This is a genomic window from Streptomyces sp. NPDC034670 (genome assembly GCF_055574875.1).
Map to the genome: position 1 here is coordinate 175,968 of NZ_JBVITR010000009.1, position 16,191 is coordinate 192,158.

At 75.5% G+C, this 16,191-nt stretch carries 12 protein-coding genes, 3 tRNA genes and 1 pseudogene; 11 read left to right on the forward strand and 5 right to left on the reverse strand.

The window, feature by feature from the left end; genetic code table 11:
- The first annotated feature begins 163 nt into the window (after nt 1–163).
- The 5 genes from ACZ56B_RS09860 to ACZ56B_RS09880 all read left to right on the forward strand — a co-directional run bounded on the left by ACZ56B_RS09860 (nt 164) and on the right by ACZ56B_RS09880 (nt 7,795).
- Nucleotides 164–568 (forward strand): CU044_2847 family protein, encoded by a 405-nt coding sequence (locus ACZ56B_RS09860; protein ID WP_468788093.1) that lies wholly within the window; start codon nt 164–166, stop codon nt 566–568.
- A complete protein-coding gene (locus ACZ56B_RS09865; RefSeq protein ID WP_468788094.1) occupies nt 565–2,235 on the forward strand; it encodes a VMAP-C domain-containing protein in 1,671 nt (556 codons plus the stop codon). The genes ACZ56B_RS09860 and ACZ56B_RS09865 overlap by 4 nt, the downstream gene beginning before the upstream one ends.
- 77 nt (nt 2,236–2,312) lie before the next feature.
- Nucleotides 2,313–3,335, forward strand: a complete 1,023-nt coding sequence (locus tag ACZ56B_RS09870) for an AAA family ATPase (RefSeq protein ID WP_468788095.1) — start codon at nt 2,313–2,315, stop codon at nt 3,333–3,335.
- Nucleotides 3,325–6,630: an SAV_2336 N-terminal domain-related protein gene (locus ACZ56B_RS09875; protein WP_468788096.1), complete on the forward strand. Its 3,306-nt coding sequence runs from the start codon at nt 3,325–3,327 to the stop codon at nt 6,628–6,630. The genes ACZ56B_RS09870 and ACZ56B_RS09875 overlap by 11 nt, the downstream gene beginning before the upstream one ends.
- Before the next feature lie 127 nt (nt 6,631–6,757).
- The gene (locus ACZ56B_RS09880; protein ID WP_468788097.1) at nt 6,758–7,795 is read left to right on the forward strand and encodes a rod shape-determining protein; all 1,038 of its coding nucleotides are present in this window, start codon (nt 6,758–6,760) and stop codon (nt 7,793–7,795) included.
- 30 nt (nt 7,796–7,825) lie between these two features.
- Here ACZ56B_RS09880 and ACZ56B_RS09885 read toward each other — a convergent pair.
- A pseudogene (locus ACZ56B_RS09885) lies at nt 7,826–8,197 on the reverse strand (ATP-binding protein); the annotation flags it as partial.
- 65 nt (nt 8,198–8,262) lie between these two features.
- Nucleotides 8,263–8,619 (reverse strand): STAS domain-containing protein, encoded by a 357-nt coding sequence (locus ACZ56B_RS09890; RefSeq protein WP_468788098.1) that lies wholly within the window; start codon nt 8,617–8,619, stop codon nt 8,263–8,265.
- A 192-nt stretch (nt 8,620–8,811) separates the two neighbouring features.
- Between ACZ56B_RS09890 and ACZ56B_RS09895 the strand changes: the two genes are divergently transcribed.
- Nucleotides 8,812–9,489 carry an ANTAR domain-containing response regulator gene (locus ACZ56B_RS09895; protein ID WP_468788099.1) on the forward strand — a complete coding sequence of 226 codons (678 nt, stop codon included), beginning with the start codon at nt 8,812–8,814 and terminating at the stop codon, nt 9,487–9,489.
- A 239-nt stretch (nt 9,490–9,728) separates the two neighbouring features.
- Nucleotides 9,729–9,881: a hypothetical protein gene (locus tag ACZ56B_RS09900; protein WP_468788100.1), complete on the forward strand. Its 153-nt coding sequence runs from the start codon at nt 9,729–9,731 to the stop codon at nt 9,879–9,881.
- Between the two features lie 49 nt (nt 9,882–9,930).
- Here ACZ56B_RS09900 and ACZ56B_RS09905 read toward each other — a convergent pair.
- The 3 genes from ACZ56B_RS09905 to ACZ56B_RS09915 form a co-directional block, all read right to left on the reverse strand.
- Nucleotides 9,931–10,004: transfer RNA gene (locus ACZ56B_RS09905), tRNA-Ile, on the reverse strand.
- A gap of 188 nt (nt 10,005–10,192) precedes the next feature.
- Nucleotides 10,193–10,265 (reverse strand) — tRNA-Asn (locus ACZ56B_RS09910).
- 5 nt (nt 10,266–10,270) lie between these two features.
- Nucleotides 10,271–10,343: transfer RNA gene (locus tag ACZ56B_RS09915), tRNA-Asn, on the reverse strand.
- Nucleotides 10,344–10,510: 167 nt separating this feature from the next.
- On the opposite strand from ACZ56B_RS09915, the gene ACZ56B_RS09920 reads away from it, so the two are divergent.
- The 4 genes from ACZ56B_RS09920 (at nt 10,511) to ACZ56B_RS09935 (ending at nt 16,096) form a co-directional block, all read left to right on the forward strand.
- Nucleotides 10,511–10,816, forward strand: coding sequence for a YtxH domain-containing protein (locus tag ACZ56B_RS09920; protein WP_468788127.1), 306 nt, complete (start codon nt 10,511–10,513; stop codon nt 10,814–10,816).
- 51 nt (nt 10,817–10,867) lie between these two features.
- Complete coding sequence (locus tag ACZ56B_RS09925) at nt 10,868–12,322, forward strand: FGGY family carbohydrate kinase (protein WP_468788101.1); 1,455 nt, start codon at nt 10,868–10,870, stop codon at nt 12,320–12,322.
- 112 nt (nt 12,323–12,434) lie between these two features.
- Nucleotides 12,435–14,168, forward strand: coding sequence for an ABC transporter ATP-binding protein (locus ACZ56B_RS09930; RefSeq protein WP_468788103.1), 1,734 nt, complete (start codon nt 12,435–12,437; stop codon nt 14,166–14,168).
- On the forward strand, nt 14,168–16,096 hold the full coding sequence (locus tag ACZ56B_RS09935) for an ABC transporter ATP-binding protein (RefSeq protein ID WP_468788105.1): 1,929 nt from the start codon (nt 14,168–14,170) through the stop codon (nt 16,094–16,096). Before ACZ56B_RS09930 ends, ACZ56B_RS09935 begins: the two co-directional genes overlap by 1 nt.
- The last annotated feature ends 95 nt before the right edge of the window (nt 16,097–16,191 follow it).

Genomic DNA, 16,191 nt, shown 5'->3' on the forward strand with positions numbered 1-16,191 from the left:
CGCGTCCCCTCGGCCGCGCGTCCCCCCACCGGCGTCCTCACCGGCGCCGTCCGCGTGCCCGGCGTCCGCGTGCCCGGCTCCCGTATCCCACGCGCCGGACCAAGCACCTTGCGTAGCATGGGAGTTCATCTGCGTCACACACAACGGGGGAGCGCGCGGCACCATGGACGGGTTGATGCGGTTCAGGACCGAGGACGGCGCCGCGGTCGTCGTGGAGGGCGTCGAGGACGGGTCGGGCACCCGGCTCGTCTCGCGCGGTGACGGCCCCGCCCAGGCGGCGCGCACCTTCGAGGGCTCCCTGGAGGGGGTGCGCGCGGCGGCCGCGTCCGCGCTGCGGGTCTTCCGGGACGGCTCGCTCAGACCGGACGCGGTGGAGCTGGAGTTCGGGGTGAAGCTGACCGCGGAGGCCGGGGCGATCATCGCCAAGGGCTCGGCGGAGGGACACCTGGTCGTCAAGCTCAGCTGGTCGCCGGAACGGACCGGGGCGGACCGGGACGCCGGGACGGACACGGAGGCCGGGACGGACACGGCCGCCGGGACGGACACGGAGGCCGGCGGCCGGTCATGAGCAGAGCTGCCTGGCACGCCCGGATCGAGTGCGGGAACGCGGTCGGCGCGGGCTTCCTGGTCTCCGCACGCCAGGTGCTCACCTGCGCCCACGTCGTCCGGTCGAGCGACTCCTCGGAGGTCCGGGTGGGCTTTCCGAACCGCGGCGACCTGGGCGCGGTGACCGCGTCGGTGACCGTCCACGGCGGCTGGCGGGGCGGCGCCACCGACACCGGCGACCTGGCCGTGCTGGAGCTGGAACGGGAGGTGCCGCTCGCCCCGGCGGTCTTCGCTCCCCCGGGCGCCGAGCTCGGCGCGCCCCCGCCCGAACTGGTCGCCTACGGCTTCCCCCGGGGGTACGAGGAGGGCACCCTCGCCCTGTACCGGGCGCTGCCCGGCCCGCTCGTCGCCGGCGAGTGGAGGCAGCTGGAGGCCGTCTCCGGGCACGGGCAGCCGCTGGCCGACGGGTTCAGCGGGGCCGCGGTGACGCTGGCCGACGGCTCGGTGGTCGGGATGGTCACGGCGGTCGCGGGCGGCCGGGACGTGCGGGCGGGCCGGATGCTGCCCACGGAGGTCATGGCCCGCCACTGGAGCGGCCTGGGCGAACTCGTCCCCACCCCCGGTCACGGCGCGGAGGACCTCAGGGCGCTGTACGCCCTGGTGCGGCGGGCCGAGCGGACGGGACCGCGCTGCGATCCGGACCGGCTGTACGTGGACGCGGTCGGCCCCTTCGGCCCGCCCCTGCCGGACGGGGGTTTCACCTCGCTGGCGTCGGCGGCCGCGTACGTGCAGTGGGAGGTTCCGGAACCGGAGGCCGTGGCCCGGTTCGCGGACCGGCTGCGGGAACTGCTGGACCGGCCTCCCGCGCGCCCCGCCGCCTGGTCGCCGGTCGTCGTCGAGATCGACCACAGCGGCGCCGGTCCCGACCAGGTCACCGTCGAGGTGTCCGCGTGCCGCGACGGCCGGCGCCACCCCGTGGGCACGCGGCGGCTGCCGCGCGCCGGCGTGCGGGCCTACGTCCAGGAGCGCATCGACGAGGCGGTCGCCCGGCTCGCCCCGGGCGCCGAGGAGTTGCTCGCCTTCGTCCTGCCGCGCGAGTGGCTGAACGAACCCGTGGCCCACTGGGAGTGCGGCGCGCACGACCCCACCCCGCTGGGCTGCGCCTACCCGCTGGTCGTCGCCGACCGGTCCCGGCAGCGCAGCGGCCGGTTGCGCCACCAGCTGCACAAGAAGTGGCAGAAGCTGGACACCGGTTCGGGTGCGGTCGTGCACCGCGTCGACTGCGGCAGCCGGGAGCGCCCTCCCCGGCTGCGCAAGCGGCTGTGGGACGACGGCGCCGAGCTGGTCGGCTTCGCCGCTCCGCCCACCACGGCACGGCAGCACTTCGAGGTCGGCCTGAACGTCCCGGTCCCCGTGCTGCTGTGGCCCCGCACCGGCTGTCCCGAGGCCGGCCACGAGGCGGCCGGCCACGGGGGCGCCTGCTCCGGCGGCGCGTTCCTCGACGAGCTCGCCGCGTCCGTCGCCGGGATCCCGCCCGCCGAACTGCCCCGGCACTTCCTGGAGCTGCGCATCGCGGCGGACGCCGCCGACGAACCGGAGCGGCACTGGGCCAGGGACGTGCAGCTGCTGTGGGACGACCCGCGGTGCTTCCCCGAGACCGCCGCGAGCCTGCACTCCCCCGTCGCCTGACCGCCCGCCGGCCCCCGCCCCCACCCGCGGACCGGCCCCGACCGTCCTCCCGCCGACCCCCACGGAGAAGAAGCCCCATGCCCTTGTGGCCCGTCTACACCGGCACGAAGGAACCCCACGACGGGATCGACCGGGTGCCGCCGCCCCCGCCCTGGCGGGCCTTCGACGGCGGGCCGGTGCTGGACCCGCCGGACGAGGCCGCCGACACCGCCGCCCTCTCCCCCGACCGCACCCACCGCGCCGCGACGTACCAGGCGACGCCGCAGACGGTCCAGCTGGTCAACGCGGCCCTGTACCTGCGCCGCCCGCTGCTGGTCACCGGGCCGCCCGGCACGGGCAAGTCCTCGCTCGCCTACGCGGTCGCCCGTGAACTGCGCCTCGGCCCGGTGCTGCGCTGGAACATCACCAGCCGCAGCACCCTGCACGACGGCCTCTACCAGTACGACCCGCTCTCCCGCCTGTACGCGGCGCGGCAGTCGGCGGACCGGCCGGGCGCGCCGGAGGACGCGGGCGTCGAACACCACCTCCGCCTCGGCCCGCTGGGCACGGCCCTCCTGCCCTACGCCCGTCCCCGCGCCCTGCTCATCGACGAGATCGACAAGAGCGACCTCGACCTCCCCAACGACCTGCTGAACGTCCTGGAGGAGGGCCAGTACGAGATCCCCGAGCTGGTGCGTTCGGCCCGGCACCTGCCCGGCGGGCGGGCCGAGGTGATGATCGACGGCACCGACGAGCGGGTCCCGGTGGTCCGCGGCCGGGTCCGCTGCCGCTCCTTCCCCTTCGTCGTCCTCACCAGCAACGGCGAGCGCGAGTTCCCGCCCGCCTTCCTGCGCCGCTGCGTCACGCTGCGCCTGCGCCAGCCGGACGACCGCCACCTCACCGAGATCGTCCGCGCCCACCTGGGCGAGCCGGACGCGTACGCCCGGAGCCTGATCGAGCGCTTCCTGTCCCGCGCGGGCACCGGCGAACTGGCCACCGACCAGCTCCTCAACGCGATCTACCTGGCCCGCTCCTCCGAGCTCCCCGCCGACTCGGTGGACGAGCTGGCGGAGCGGCTGATGCCGTACCTGGGACAGGCCCCGCACACCGATGGCTTCTGACCGCCCCGGCTCCCCCCGGCCACTGGCCCGCCTGGCCGACGTCCTGGCCCGGGCGGCCGGCGGGCGGCGCCCCGCCCCGCTGGAACTGGCCGAACTGCTCTGGCTGGCACGGCACACGGGCGCCGGGGCGGACGCCCCCGCGCCCCCGGAACCCCGGGTCGGGCCGCGTCCCGACCACCCCGGCCCCGCCCCCGGGGCCGAGGAGCGCGACTCCCCGCGGACCCCGCTCCGCCTGCCCTCCCCGGCCCGGCCCCCCGGCCCGCGGCCCTCCGGCGCGGGGACCGGCTCCGCGAAAGCCGATCCCGCGGAAACCGGCCCCCACACCTCCCTCCTGGCCCCGGCACCGCCCATGCTGCGCCGCCCCCTGGCGCTGCAGCGCGCCCTGCGTCCGCTCAAGCGCCGGGTGGAGTCGCCCGTCGGACGGGAACTGGACGAGCGGGCGACCGCCGACCGGCTCGCCCGCCTGGGCGCCGGCCCCGACTGCTGGCTGCCCGTCATGCGCCCCGCCCGGGAACGGTGGCTGCGCCTGAACCTGGTCCACGACGCCGGCCCCACCATGCCCGTCTGGCGGCCCCTGGTCCGCGAACTGCACACCGCGCTGGCCCAGTCGGGCGTCTTCCGCACGGTGACCCTGCTGCGCGCCGACCCGGACGGCACGGTGCGCGGTCCCGGCGCGCACACCGCGGCCGACGGCCGTGCCGTCACCCTCGTCCTCAGCGACTGCATGGGTCCGCAGTGGAGGGAGGGCCCGGCCGGCTCCCTCTGGTACGGCACCCTGCACCGCTGGGCCCGCCGCATGCCCCTGGCCGTCGTCCAGCCCCTGCCCGAACACCTGTGGCACGACACGGCGCTGCCCGCCGTGCCCGGTCTGCTGTCGGCCCCGTACCCGGCCGCCCCCGCCGCGACCCTCGCCTTCACCCCGTACGACGACCCGTGCGACGCGTACGCCCCGTGGGGAACCGTCCCGCTCCCCGTGCTGGAGCCGGGACCGGACTGGCTGGCGAACTGGGCGTCGCTCGTCGCCTCCCCGGGGGGCCTCGACGTCCCGGCCGCCGTGGCGGCCCTGGGCCGCCCGCTGCCCGCGGACCGCGACGACCGTACGGACGTCGGCCGGCTCACCCCCGAGGAACTCGTCCTGCGGTTCAGGGCGTCCGCCTCCCCGGAGGCGTCCCGGCTGGCCGGCCACCTGGCCCTGGGCCGCCCCGACCTGCCGGTCATGCGCCTGGTGCAGGCCGCGACCGACCCGGACCCGCGGCCCCGGCACCTCGCCGAGGTGATCCTCAGCGGCATGCTCACCGCCGTCCCCGGCCCGCCCGGCTCCTACGCCTTCCGCCCCGGCGTGCGGGAGCTGCTGCTGCGCGGCCTCCCGCGCACCGCCCGCAACCGCACCACGGAGCTGCTGGAGCGGGTGGGCGGCCTGATCGACGAGGGCGCGGGCCGCGCGCCTGGCGACTTCCTCGCGTCGGCCCCGTCCCCCTCCGGGACGCCCACCGCGACCGCCGCCGGGGAGGTGATCGCGACGGTCCGCCCGCAGAGCGCGCGCCGGCTGTCCGGGGCCGCCGGGCCGCCCCCGCCGGACACCGCGTCCCGGGCGGCGGTCACCTTCCGGGCGGACGACCTGACCGGCCGCCCGGAGGCGCGCATCGCCCTCGAGCACGCCGTCCACGAGTTCCTCTCCCGGAGCGCCCTGGCCCCCCGGCAGTACGAGGTGCGGGTCCTGCCCGACGGATACGACGTGCGCACCGAACCGGGCGCGTACCTGCTGCCCCTCCTGGTCGCGATCCTGCGCGGACTCCCCGGCGTGCTCGCGGGGCTGACGGACCCGCCGCGGCTGGAGGTGCTGCTCTGGCAGGGGCCGTCCGAGCCGCCGCCGGTGCCACCGCGCGTGCGGGCCGGCGCCGACGCCGTGGTCGTCGTCCCGCCCGCCCTGTACGGGGAGTTCGCCGCCAGCTCCGCCGCCCGCGGACCCCTGCGGTTCCGGCCCGTGTTCCCCGCCGGCGCACCGTCCGCCCCGCCCGTCGCCTGGTACTGCCCGCTGGGCCCGCCGGACGCCGGTCCCCCGGCCCGCGACCTGGTGCGGGGGCCGTCCATCGCCCACGACCTGCGCGAGCTGGGGACGCCCGTGCCGGGCCGCACGGCCGTCGTCCACACCGGCCCCGACGGCACGCTCACCCTGCTCGACCCGATCCGGCCGTACGGCACCCGCCGGCCCCACCCGGTGACCTACTACCTGGTCGACCTCATCCCGCGGCAGGCCCGGCACACGGTCACCCTGCCCGCCGCGCGGAACGGTGCCTTCACCGCGGCGGTCGAGCTGTCCTGGCACGTGACGGACCCCGTCGCGTTCGTCCGCGCCGAGGTCACCGGCGTGGCCGAGCGGCTGCTCGCCCACCTGCTGGACGCGGCGGGCCGCGTCACCCGCCGCCATCCGGTGCGCCGGGCGGGCGCGGCCCAGCGCGAGGTCGGTGCCGGGCCGGGCACCTGGCCGGTACCGGGTCTGGCGGTGTCCTGCTCCGTGCGGCTGGCCCGCGAGGGCGCGCCGCTGCCCGAACCGCAGCGGCCGGGGCCGGAACCGCCGGCCGACGCCCTGGCCGGGGCGGACACCGTGCTGATCGGCTTCGACGGGCCGCTGGCCCGGCTGTTCTCGGCGCGCACCGCCCGCGAGGCCGCCCTGGAGCTGCTGGCCGTCGTCGCCGAGCACCGCCCGCCGCAGGACGCGCTGGAGGGCCGCCCGCCCGTCGCCGGTGACGTCCCCCGGGGCACGCCCGCGCACCCGTTGGAGGTGCTGCGCGCCTTCGCGCACGACCGGCTCGGCCCGCTGCTGCGCGAACGCCTCGACGCCATCGAGCTGCGGGCCGCGCCCGACGCGCCCCTGACCCACCGCTCGGTCGCCCTCGTGCGCGCCCTGCACACGTCCGGCCGGCGGGTCGTCGTCGTCAGCGACGTGAGCGAGCGGGCCGTCCGGCGCTGCCTGCTGCCCCACCGGCTGCCGCTGGCCGCGATCCACGGCCGCGGCGACGGCACCGGTCCGCTCATGCCCCACCCGGAGCGCCTGCTGCGGGCGCTGGGCGCGTCCGGCCCGTCCGCCGGGTCCACCACTGCGACGGGGGTGCTGGTCGGCTCGTCGGTCGCGGAGTTCACCGCCGCCCGGCAGGCCGGCCTCCGCTTCGTCGGCTACGCCCCCGCCTCGGCCGTCCGCCGCGACCTGCGCGAGGCGGGCTGCGCACACGTCGTCGACTCGCTGGACCCCCTCCTGGAAGCCGCCCGCGCACTGCCCCGCCCGCGCGGCTCCTGACCCGACCCCCGTTCAGCGGCCCCCCGCCCGGCCCTCCAGGAAAGGCGCCCGCCCCCGGTCCCGCGCACGATGGCGGAGAGGTCCGCCGCCCGGCGGGCCGCTGGGTCCGCACTCGGGAGGATCTGCCGTGACCGCCACTCTGGAGCAGTTGCGCCGCTGCCACTTCGCCGTCGACCTCGGGGCGGCCCGCACCCGGGTGTACGTCAAGGGATCCGGTCTCGTCGTCGACCAGCCGTCCGTCGCCGCCGTGAACACCCGCACCGGCGCGCTGATCGCGGTCGGCGAGTTCGCGGAGAAGATGACGGGCCGCACACCGGGGTACATCCGCGTCGTGCGGCCCGTCTCCGGCGGCACCGTCGTCGACATCGAGATGGCGCAGCGCATGCTGCGGCAGCTGCTCGGCGACAGGACCCGCCGCACGCTGCGCCGCAAGCCCCTGCTCCGCGCCGCGGCCTGCACCCCGCACGACGCCGACCCGCTCGCCCAGCGCGCCACGATCGAGACCCTGGTCGGCCTCGGCGCCCGCCGGGTGGAACTGGTCGACACGCTGATCGCCGCCGCCGTCGGCTGCGGCCTGCCCGTGGAACTCCCCGAGGCGACCATGGTCATGGTGTGCGGGGCGGCGGCCACGCAGGTGGCGGTGCTCTCCCTGGGGGCGATCGTGACGGCGGAGCGCATCTCCGTCGGCGGTGAGGCCGTGGACCACGCGATCGTGCAGCACCTGCGCCACCGGCACGGTCTGGTGCTGCCGAGCCAGTCCGTGCGGCCGCTGCAGCTCGCGCTGTCCGGCACCGGGCTCGTGTCCGAGGGCCCGCAGTCGACGGAGATCCACGGACGGGACGTCGTCACCGGCCTGCCCCGTGCCGTGAAGGTCGACACGGCCGCCGTCCGGGAGGCCGCCCAGACGCCGCTCACCGCCGTCCTCGACGGCATCGGCAGGGTGCTGCGGGAGTGCCCGCCCGACCTGGTCGCCGACCTCGCCGACCGCGGGATCATGATGGTGGGCGGGAGCGCCCTGCTGCCGGGCCTGGACCAGATGCTGCGTCAGGCGACGGGCATGCCCGTGCACATCGCCGACCGGCCGGACGTGTGCGCCGTGGAGGGGCTGGGCGCCATGCTGGAGGGGAAGATCGCGCCGATGGTGCTGGATCCGCTCAAGGCCTGAGCCCGGCCGGCCCCGCCCTCCGGGGCGCCGTCACCGGGTGAACCAGCACCGCACCGTCGTGCCCTCGTCGCCGGTGTGCACCCGCACCAGGCCGGCGATCAGGTTGACCAGCAGCAGCCCGCGTCCGCCGCCGCGCTCGCGGACCGGGGGCCGGCGTCCGGCGAGCGGATCGGTGAGCCGTCCCCGGTCGCGCACCTCGCACAGCACGTGACCGCCCTCGCCCCAGACCCGCAGCACCCCCGAACCGCCGCCGTGCACCACGCTGTTCGTGGTCAGCTCGGCCGTGGCGAGGGTCAGGTCCTCCAGGGTGACGCCGGTGAGGCCGAGCCGCCGTCCCTCGTCGGTGGCGAGGTGCCGGGCCCGGGTCAGCGACCCGGCGGCGAAGGGGAGGGTCAGCGCGTCCCGGTGGAAGAGGGCGGGGTGGACGAAGGGGCCGGGGGCGGTCCCCGCCTGTTCGGCCGCGGCACTCATGACATCGACACCTCGATCGTCGGATGGTCGGGCCAGAGCATCTCCAGCACCCGTCGCAGGGCCGGCGGCGGACGGCGCACCACGAACCGCCGCCCGTCCCCGAGCCGCCCGGCGGCGGCCACGAGGGCGTCGTCGCCCGCGACGTCGACGAACGTCACCCCGGACAGCTCCAGGTGGTATGCGCCCTCGCCCTCGCGCACCGCCCGGTCCAGCAAGCGTTCCCAGACCGTGCGCGTGGCCGGGCCGACCTCTCCGGCCGCGCGGACGCCACGGCACCCCTCCAGCGGGCACACCGTCAGGAACGGCTCCGGGATCCCGGCCCCGTGCGGTCGGTGACGTCCCGTCCCCGTCACCGTCTCCCCCTGTTACGGACCGGCACGTACCCCGTCGGTTCCCGGTCATTCCCCGGCCCGGCGTGTAGGGGGCGGCAGGGCGGGCAGGCGCACCCGCAGTGCAGCGTGCGCAGCCTACCGCCCCGGTTCCGACGGCGGCCGGGCCCACCCGAACGTCCGACGACCACCCACGAGGACCGACAAGGCGGTGACATGACCTCCGCGGCACCACCCCCCTCCCCGGGAAGGACGAACACCTTGGTCATCGGCGGGCGCATGGAGGCGGACCGGGCCCTGCTCGTCCCGCGCGGCGAACTCGTCCGCGGGTGCGCGCCCGCCCTGGCCGAGAGGCTGGCCCGGCTGCCCGCCGGCACCGCGCGGGTGGACCTGGACATGAGCGGTGTGCACTTCATGGACACCGCCGGACTGGAGTTCCTCGACGTCCTGCGCGACCACGGCCGCCGGCGTGCGGTGCCGGTCACGGCCACCCGCTGGAACGGCCAGCCGCGCCGCATCCTGGAACTCGCCGGCCTCGACACCACGGACCCGCTGCGCACCCCGGTTCCGGAGGGCGTACCGGCGCGGGCCGTCTCGGCGGTGGCCCGGGAGCGGGCGGAGCGGCTGCACATGCTGCAGACCGAGGTCGAGCAGCTCCGGCGGGCGATCGCCTCCCGCCCGGTCATCGACCAGGCCCGCGGCATCCTCATGGCCACGTACGGCTGCACCTCGGACGAGGCCTGGCACATCCTCCGGGAGGCCTCCCAGCTGTCCAACACCAAGCTCCGCGCGGTCGCCGCGGCCCTGACGGCCAGCGCGGAGGCGGAGGGCGCCCCCCTGCCGCCGGAGGTCCGCGGGGCCCTGACCCGGGCCCTGGCGCGCCGGCGGCCCTGAGGGCCGGGCCGAGGGGCCGCGGATCCCGGGCGGACCGGTCGCCGCCCTCGTCGCGTGACGGCCGTCCGCCACCGGGCGGCCCCGCCGCCGGTGCGCGGTACGCGACCGGCAGACACGCGTGTGCCCGGTGCCGGTGACACCGGCCCCGCGAGGGGTACCCGGCCCGCGCACCACCGGGCGCTCCTCGCGGCCGCCCGGCGGCGGACGGCCACCTGCTCCGCGACGAGGAGGCACTCACCATGACCGAGCACTACACCCCGTCCCAGGCCGAGGGCGAACGCGACGACGAGGAACCCACCACGGACCCCGAGCCGGGCGCCACCCCCTCCCAGGCGGAGGGCGAGCGCGACGACGAGGAACCCACCGGGACCGGCGGCGACGCCGGGGTCTGAGGGACCGGGGCCACGCGCGGCACGCGGTGCCCGCGCGCGTGGCGGAAGGTGGGGCGGGTGGGACTCGAACCCACGGCCGACGGATTATGAGTCCGTTGCTCTAACCGGCTGAGCTACCGCCCCATGGCGGCGTGTCGCGTACATGTGTGCGCGCCGTCTGCCGCAGCATAGCCGCTCATACGATCTCCTGCCTCGGCTGGGCGGCTGCGCACGGCCTTCGTGACCATGGAGACCGCGTCCGGGCCCGTACGGTTCCGGCGAACGTGGAAGAACGTGAAAAAGGACCCCCAAGGGGGTCCTCGTTCAGCATGCTCCCCCGACTGGACTCGAACCAGTAACCTGCCGGTTAACAGCCGGCTGCTCTGCCAATTGAGCTACGGAGGACCGAGCTCCCCCGACTGGACTCGAACCAGTAACCTGCCGGTTAACAGCCGGCTGCTCTGCCAATTGAGCTACGGAGGAATGCCTCGTTGCATCGAACGTACCTCCCTGGGTATCCGCCAGGGGGCGCGCGCTCGCTGCGACACATACATTAGCGCAAGCAGGGGGGTGCTCCGCCAATCGGTACTCCCCGCGCGAGCCGCACCGGAAGACCTACGCACACTTGAGCAGAGGAAAGGGTGGCCGCCATGCGTTACCGGCTCACGTTCGTCGCCGGAGTCGCTCTGGGTTACGTGCTGGGCACGAGGGCCGGACGCGAACGCTACGAGCAGCTGAAGAAGTCCGCGCGGCAGTTCGCGCAGAACCCCGCCGTGCGCAACACCGCGGAGACCGCGGCGCAGCAGGGCCGCGAGTTCGCGGGCAAGGCGTACCACGTGGTGAGCGACAAGGTCGGGGACCGCATGCCCGACTCGGTGGCCCACCGGGTGCGCACCCTGCGCGAACGCTCCGCCCAGGGCTCCGGCGAGGACGACTGGGGCACGAGCAACACCTGAGGCCCGCCCGTCCGGAGCGGCGGGGTCCCGGGGTGCGGCAGAATTTCGGTCATGGGGATAGTCGCCGGGTTGGACAGTGCGCCCGATTTCACTCGTATCGTCGTCTGCGACACGGACACCGGGGCCGTGCTCAGGCAGGGATATGCGCCACACCCGGTGGAGGGCCCCGCGGGCGGGGGCCGTCCCTCCGACGTCGATCCGCAGGCCTGGCTGCTGTCCCTGGGCGAGGCGGCGGGCGGCGGGCTGCTGGAGGGGGTGCAGGCCATCGGGGTCTCCGCCCAGCAGAACGCGCTGGTGCCGCTGGACGCGCAGGGCAACACGGTGCGTCCCGCCCTGGTCGGCGGCGACAAGCGGGCGCAGGTGGCGGCGGCCGACCTGCTCGACGCGCTCGGCGGCCGTGAGGCGTGGGCGCAGGCGGTGGGGTGCGTGCCGCAGGCCGCGCAGCCGGTGACCAAGCTGCGCTGGCTGGCCCGCAGCGAGCCCGAGAACGCCGCGCGCACGGCGATGCTGCTGCAGGCGCACGACTGGCTGGTGTGGCAGCTGCTGGGCCGGCCGGCGCGCCGGACCACCGACCGGGGCGGCGCCTCCGGCACCGGTTACTGGGCGGCGGCCACCGGCGGCTACCGCCCCGACCTGATCGAGCTGGCGCTCGGGCACCAGGCCCTGGTGCCCGAGGTGATCGGCCCGGCGGAGGCGGCCGGGACGACGCCGGAGGGGCTGCTGATCTCCGCCGGGACCGGCGAGACGATGGCGGCGGCCTTCGGGCTGGGGATAGGGCTGGGCGACGCGGTGGTGTCGCTGGGGGCGTCCGGGTCGGTGATGGCCGTGCACCCCGAGGGGCTGTACGACCCGAGCGGGACGATCACCGCCCTCGCCGACGCGACCGGCATGCACCTGCCCGTCGTCACCACGCTGAACGCCGTGCGGACCCTGCGCGGCACGGCGGAGCTGCTCGGGGTGCCCGACCTGGAGAGCCTGTCCGACCTGGCGATGAAGTCGACGCCGGGGGCGCACGGGCTGGTGCTGCTGCCGTACCTGGAGGGTGAGCGGACGCCGAACCTGCCGCACACCGCCGGGACGCTGGCGGGGCTCAGGCGCGAGTCGATGAGGCCGGAGCACCTGGCGCGGGCCGCGTTCGAGGGAATGCTGTGCGGGCTGGCGGACGCGCTGGACGTGCTGCGCGGCCGGGGCGTGGAGGTGCGGCGGGTCTTCCTGCTGGGGTCGGTCGCGGAGCTGCCCGCCGTGCAGGCGGCGGCGCCGTCGCTGTTCGGGGCGCAGGTGATGGTGCCGCAGCCCGCGGACTACGGCGCGATCGGCGCGGCCCGGCAGGCCGCCTGGGCGCTCGGCGTCTCCCAGGGCGTCCTGGACCCGCGCACCCCGCCGGTCTGGCGGGGCGCGGCGGCGCAGGTGCTGGACCCCGGCGAGGAACTGGCGGTGGGTCAGGCGGTGCGCCAGCAGTTCGTGTCGGTGCGCGAGCAGACCCATCCGGGTGCCTTCCGGCCCTGACCGCGCGGCACGCCCGGCGCGGTAGAACCGCTGGGGTAACACGGGTGGGGTGTTCGACGATGGGGGCCACGGGCGACCGAGGCCCCCGTCGACCACTCCGAGAGAACCCAGCGTGCTCACAAGACTCCTGCGTGACCGTCTCAAGCCCTACAAGAGACCCGTCGCCCTCCTGGTGCTGCTGCAGTTCCTGCAGACCTGCGCCTCGCTCTACCTGCCCGCGCTGAACGCCGACATCATCGACGACGGGGTGGTCCGGGGGGACACCGGCCACATCCTGAGCCGCGGCACCCTGATGATCGGCGTCTCGCTGGTGCAGGTCGTGTGCAACGTCGGCGCCGTGTACTACGGCGCCCGGACCGCGGCGGCGCTGGGACGGGACGTGCGCGCCGCCGTGTTCGACCGGGTGCAGTCGTTCTCCGCGCGCGAGGTCGGCCGCTTCGGCGCGCCCTCGCTGATCACCCGGACGACCAACGACGTCCAGCAGGTGCAGATGCTGGCCCTGATGACGTTCACCCTGATGGTGTCGGCGCCGATCATGTGCGTGGGCGGCATCGTGATGGCGCTCGGGCTGGACGTCCCGCTGTCCGGGGTGCTGGTCGCGGTGGTGCCGGTGCTGGGGATCTGCGTGACGCTGATCGTGCGGCGGCTGCGCCCGCTGTTCCGGACCATGCAGGAGCGGCTCGACACGGTGAACCGGGTGCTGCGCGAGCAGATCACCGGCAACCGGGTGATCCGGGCGTTCGTGCGGGACGCGTACGAGCAGCGGCGGTTCCGGGAGGCCAACACCGAGCTGACCGCGGTGGCGCTGGGCACCGGCAACCTGCTCGCGCTGATGTTCCCGGTGGTCATGACGGTGGTGAACCTGTCGTCGATCGCGGTGGTGTGGTTCGGCGCGCACCGCATCGACGGCGGCGGGATGCAGATCGGCGACCTGACCGCGTTCCTCGCCTACCTGATGCAGATCGTCATGTCCGTGATGATGGCCACGTTCATGTTCATGATGGTGCCGCGCGCCGAGGTGTGCGCCGAGCGCATCCAGGAGGTGCTGGACACCTCCTCGAGCGTCGTGCCGCCCGCCGCGCCCGTCACCGAGCTGCGCCGCCACGGCCACCTGGAGCTGCGGGGCGCGGGCTTCGGCTACCCGGGCGCCGAGGAGCCGGTGCTGAAGGGCGTCGACCTGGTGGCGCGGCCGGGCGAGGTCACCGCCGTGATCGGCTCCACCGGCAGCGGCAAGTCCACCCTGCTCGGGCTGGTCCCCCGGCTGTTCGACGCGACCGACGGCGAGGTGCTGGTGGACGGCGTGCCGGTGGCGGACCTCGATCCGGCGCTGCTGGCGCGGACGGTCTCCCTGGTGCCGCAGAGGCCGTACCTGTTCGCGGGGACGGTGGCGACCAACCTGCGGTACGGCCGTCCGGACGCCACCGACGAGGAGCTGTGGCACGCGCTGGAGGTGGCGCAGGCCAAGGAGTTCGTCGAGCGGCTGGAGGGCGGGCTCGACGCGCCGGTCGCGCAGGGCGGGACCAACGTCTCCGGCGGTCAGCGCCAGCGCCTCGCGATCGCGCGGACGCTGGTGCAGCGCCCGGAGATCTACCTCTTCGACGACTCCTTCTCCGCGCTCGACTACGCCACCGACGCGGCCCTCAGGCAGGCGCTCGCGCGGGAGACCGCCGAGGCGACCGTGGTGATCGTCGCCCAGCGGGTGGCGACCATCCGGGACGCCGACCGGATCGTGGTGCTGGACGAGGGCCGGGTCGTCGGCACCGGCCGGCACCACGAGCTGATGGCGGACAACGAGACCTACCGGGAGATCGTGCTCTCCCAGCTGACGGAAGCGGAGGCTGCCTGATGGCGGGGCCTGCGGCGCGGATGATGGCCGGGGGCGGCCCCGACCAGCGCACGATGGACTTCAGGGGATCCACCAAGCGGCTGCTCGCCCGGTTCGGGCCGGAACGCCTGACGATGTGCGGGCTGGTGGCCTGCGTGGTGCTGAGCGTGGGGCTCAGCGTGGTCGGGCCGAAGATCCTCGGCCGGGCGACCGACCTGGTCTTCGCGGGCATCGTCGGACGCGGGATGCCCGCGGACGCCTCCAAGGAGCAGGTGCTGGACTCGATGCGCGAGCGCGGCGACGGCGAGGTCGCCGACATGCTCCGCAGCACCGACTTCACCCCCGGCGAGGGCGTCGACTTCACGGCCGTGGGGAACGTCCTGCTGCTCGCGCTGGCGGTGTTCGGGGCCGCCGGCCTGCTGATGGCGGTGGCGACGCGCCTGGTGAACCGGGCCGTGAACCGCACCATGTACCGGATGCGCGAGGACGTGCAGACGAAGCTGTCGCGGCTGCCGCTGTCGTACTTCGACCGGCGGCAGCGCGGGGAGGTGCTCAGCCGGGCCACCAACGACATCGACAACATCGGGCAGACGCTGCAGCAGTCGATGGGCCAGCTGATCAACTCGCTGCTCACCGTCATCGGCGTGCTGGCGATGATGTTCTACGTCTCCTGGATCCTGGCGCTGGTCGCGCTGGTGACCGTGCCGCTGTCGTTCGCGGTCGCCACGCGCGTGGGCAAGCGGTCGCAGCCGCACTTCGTGCAGCAGTGGCGCACGACCGGCACGCTCAACGCGCACGTCGAGGAGATGTACACCGGGCACACCCTGGTGAAGGTGTTCGGGCGGCAGGAGGAGTCGGCGAAGCGGTTCGCCGAGGAGAACGAGGCGCTGTACGAGGCGGGGTTCCGGGCGCAGTTCAACAGCGGCGTCATGCAGCCGCTGATGTTCTTCGTGTCGAACCTCAACTACGTGCTGGTCGCGGTGGTCGGCGGCCTGCGGGTCGCGTCGGGCGCGCTGTCCATCGGCGACGTCCAGGCCTTCGTCCAGTACTCGCGGCAGTTCTCGATGCCGCTGACGCAGATCGCCTCGATGGCGAACCTGGTGCAGTCGGGCGTCGCGTCGGCCGAGCGGGTCTTCGAACTGCTGGACGCCGAGGAGCAGCGGGCCGACCCCGAGCCGTCCGAGAAGCCGGCCGACCTGCGCGGGCGGGTGGCGCTGGAGCAGGTGTCGTTCCGCTACGACCCCGACAAGCCGCTGATCGAGGACCTGACGCTGAAGGTCGAGCCGGGGCAGACGGTGGCCGTCGTCGGCCCGACCGGCGCCGGCAAGACGACGCTGGTGAACCTGCTGATGCGGTTCTACGAGGTCTCCGGCGGGCGCATCACCCTCGACGGCGTGGACATCGCGCGGATGTCCCGGGACGAGCTGCGCGCCGGGATCGGCATGGTGCTCCAGGACACCTGGCTGTTCGGCGGCACCATCGCGGAGAACATCGCCTACGGCGCCTCCCGCGAGGTCACCCGGGAGGAGGTCGAGGAGGCGGCCCGGGCGGCCCACGCCGACCGGTTCATCCGCACCCTGCCCGACGGCTACGACACGGTGATCGACGACGAGGGCAGCGGGGTCAGCGCCGGCGAGAAGCAGCTCATCACCATCGCGCGGGCGTTCCTGTCCGACCCGGTGATCCTGGTGCTGGACGAGGCGACCAGCTCCGTGGACACCCGCACCGAGGTGCTGATCCAGAAGGCGATGGCCGAACTGGCGCGCGGGCGCACGTCGTTCGTCATCGCGCACCGGCTCTCCACGATCCGGGACGCGGACACGATCCTCGTCATGGAGAACGGCTCGATCGTCGAACAGGGCTCGCACGAGGAGCTGCTGGCGGCCGGCGGGGCGTACGCGCGGCTGTACCGGGCGCAGTTCGCGCAGGCGGTGGCGGAGGTGGACTGAGCGGGCGCGGGGGGGGGGGGGGGGGGGGGGGGGGGGGGGGGGGGGGGGGGGGGGGGGGGGGGGGGGGGGGGGGGGGGGGGGGGGGGGGGGGGGGG

Bases quoted from the DNA above. Each gene is read 5' to 3' on its own strand.
- ACZ56B_RS09860 (WP_468788093.1), top strand. From the start codon at position 164: ATGGACGGGTTGATGCGGTTCAGGACCGAGGACGGCGCCGCGGTCGTC.
- ACZ56B_RS09865 (WP_468788094.1), top strand. From the start codon at position 565: ATGAGCAGAGCTGCCTGGCACGCCCGGATCGAGTGCGGGAACGCGGTC.
- ACZ56B_RS09870 (WP_468788095.1), top strand. From the start codon at position 2,313: ATGCCCTTGTGGCCCGTCTACACCGGCACGAAGGAACCCCACGACGGG.
- ACZ56B_RS09875 (WP_468788096.1), top strand. From the start codon at position 3,325: ATGGCTTCTGACCGCCCCGGCTCCCCCCGGCCACTGGCCCGCCTGGCC.
- ACZ56B_RS09895 (WP_468788099.1), top strand. From the start codon at position 8,812: ATGACCTCCGCGGCACCACCCCCCTCCCCGGGAAGGACGAACACCTTG.
- ACZ56B_RS09900 (WP_468788100.1), top strand. From the start codon at position 9,729: ATGACCGAGCACTACACCCCGTCCCAGGCCGAGGGCGAACGCGACGAC.
- ACZ56B_RS09920 (WP_468788127.1), top strand. From the start codon at position 10,511: ATGCGTTACCGGCTCACGTTCGTCGCCGGAGTCGCTCTGGGTTACGTG.
- ACZ56B_RS09925 (WP_468788101.1), top strand. From the start codon at position 10,868: ATGGGGATAGTCGCCGGGTTGGACAGTGCGCCCGATTTCACTCGTATC.
- ACZ56B_RS09935 (WP_468788105.1), top strand. From the start codon at position 14,168: ATGGCGGGGCCTGCGGCGCGGATGATGGCCGGGGGCGGCCCCGACCAG.